Source organism: Marinobacter sp. DSM 26671 (genome assembly GCF_900112835.1).
Classification (GTDB): domain Bacteria; phylum Pseudomonadota; class Gammaproteobacteria; order Pseudomonadales; family Oleiphilaceae; genus Marinobacter; species Marinobacter flavimaris.
In genome coordinates, this window is sequence record NZ_FONF01000061.1 from 1 (window position 1) to 1,992 (window position 1,992).

General features: G+C 57.8%; 4 protein-coding genes. All 4 read left to right on the top strand.

What is annotated here, in order from left to right:
- On the top strand, positions 1–377 hold a 377-nt coding region (locus BM035_RS22100), incomplete at its 5' end, for a GmrSD restriction endonuclease domain-containing protein (protein WP_254775567.1).
- Positions 378–393: 16 nt separating this feature from the next.
- Positions 394–633: a hypothetical protein gene (locus tag BM035_RS22105; protein WP_008170035.1), complete on the top strand. Its 240-nt coding sequence runs from the start codon at positions 394–396 to the stop codon at positions 631–633.
- Positions 633–1,010, top strand: a complete 378-nt coding sequence (locus BM035_RS22110) for an antitoxin Xre-like helix-turn-helix domain-containing protein (RefSeq protein WP_092034452.1) — start codon at positions 633–635, stop codon at positions 1,008–1,010. Before BM035_RS22105 ends, BM035_RS22110 begins: the two co-directional genes overlap by 1 nt.
- 93 nt (positions 1,011–1,103) lie before the next feature.
- A complete protein-coding gene (locus BM035_RS22115) occupies positions 1,104–1,973 on the top strand; it encodes a metallophosphoesterase family protein (RefSeq protein WP_139216101.1) in 870 nt (289 codons plus the stop codon).
- Positions 1,974–1,992 lie beyond the last annotated feature (19 nt).

Below are 1,992 nucleotides of genomic sequence, written 5' to 3' on the forward strand. Positions count from 1 at the left end.
GCGACGAAGCCCATTTCATTGCGCCTTCGGTTCCATTCCATGGGCGCGCATACTGCAAGCGCTATTCGTCTTACTCGAATGTCCGCTTTGCGACCATACCGTGTACCAAAAGCTTGTTCCTTGAGGGCACAAAACATGTTGTGCCGCTGGCCTGGGTTTGGGATCGCGGAGCCAGAGAATGGCTTGGCCAGAAGCGCCGGTCCATCGCCAATGATCCGGTTAATCTTTTGCCGGTCAAGGCGAGCCTGAGCAAGGGAGCCAAAGGCCCCGACGAATGGCTGCCCCCATTGGGCGAGTGCGGCTATGTAGCTCGCTTCGTTCGGGTGGTAAAGTCATACTATCTGCAGCCCACTGCCCCGGAGTTGGCCTGCTTGTGATTGCGGAGAGTGTGCCATGAAAACCAAACGCCCAACCGAAAAAGAACTCCTGGACGGCCTAGATGCCCACACGGCCCATGCTGACGAGCTGGCCGAGCCGCTCCCTCAGGAGCTTACACCTCTGGAACGCCTAAAGGGGACAGTCAAAGCCTACGAGCGACCAACTGATCCGGTTTGGGACGAGTGGTTCGACTCTGAAGGCGTTAGTGACGACTTTATGGAGGATCGAGAGCAGCCCAAGAAAGGACGAGAATAATGGCTATCGATAATGAAAAGGCCAAAGGGCATGTGGCTCTCAAGGGATTCTTTGGTATCTGTCGCGAGTGGGACTGCACCCAGGAAGAGATGATGCAGATGCTCGGCGGTGTATCCCGGAGCACGCTGGCCAAGTATCAGAAGCTGCCACACGTAAAGCTCTCGCGGGATACCCTGGAGCGCATCAGCTACATCCTGGGCATCTACGAATCCCTGAGGGTTATGTATCCAACGGCCGAACGCGCCAATCGTCGGATTCGCCTGGAAACCAGTGAGCCTCCCTACCTTGGAGCGTCAGCCCTGGACTTTATGGCGCAAGGCTCCATGAAGCACCTCATGGAAACTCGACGCTACTTTGATGCAAAGCGGGCGGGGTGACCAGCCCCCGTCGACCAAGATTTTGGGCGGTCAGTTTGGTCACCTTTTTTGCTTGAGCGGTAGGAAATACGGAGCCAGCTCGAGAGGCCTTCCATGCTAAGGATCACCCGGATCGACCTGAACCCCTTTTTCACCTTGCCGCACCGCACCAGCGGCTCTGCCGGTGTGCCTCTGCATAATCGCCTGCCGTTTTATCGAGCCTATGCCACCGGCCTTCCGAGTCATGTGAAGAGTCTTGTGCTGACCTCTGATCTCCAGGGGCGAGAAGCCGGCAGTCAGAATCGGCTGCTCGGCGTGCCTGTGGCTGAGGCACTTTCGGCATTGTCTCGGGAAGGTGTCATTCCGGCTCCCGACGCGGTGTTTCTTTGCGGCGACCTGTACGACTATCCCGACTGCCACAAAAGGGGCGGTACTGGAACGGTAGATGAGGTGTTCCAGGCGTTTTCTGAGGTCACGCCCGAAGTTGTCGGCGTCCTGGGGAACCACGACCAGATGGATCATCCCGAAGCGCTTCCAGATAACACCACCCTTCTGGATGGCGGGGTGGTTAGGGTTTTGGGCAACCTGAACGTCGGTGGCGTCAGCGGTATCGTGGGCAATCCGAATCGCAATCAACGGCGAACCGAGGACGATTTTCTGGCCGCACTGGAATCGGTAACCGATCAAGCCCCTGAGATCCTTCTGCTCCATCAAGGCCCAACCGACCCGGAACGGGCGAATCGACGGGGTGATCCTGGGGTAGCGCTGTCGCTCGAAACCGGATTTCAAGGGCTCACCGTGTTCGGCCATACTCGGTGGGGCTGGCCCTGGCTGATTTCTCTGGGTGAGGGTCAGGCTTTGAATGTCGATGGGCGGGTCGTGGTGGTTTTGCCGGAGGTTGACGGAGTTTGCGTATTCCAGACCAAAGTTGCCACTGATTCCAGACGAAGCCTGCCACCCATTCCACGCGAAAGCTGCCACTGATTCCACGGCAAAGCTGCCA

What these genes read in the sequence shown, in the direction of transcription:
- BM035_RS22105 (WP_008170035.1), top strand. Translation starts at nt 394, where the DNA reads ATGAAAACCAAACGCCCAACCGAAAAAGAACTCCTGGACGGCCTAGAT.
- BM035_RS22115 (WP_139216101.1), top strand. Translation starts at nt 1,104, where the DNA reads ATGCTAAGGATCACCCGGATCGACCTGAACCCCTTTTTCACCTTGCCG.
- BM035_RS22110 (WP_092034452.1), top strand. Translation starts at nt 633, where the DNA reads ATGGCTATCGATAATGAAAAGGCCAAAGGGCATGTGGCTCTCAAGGGA.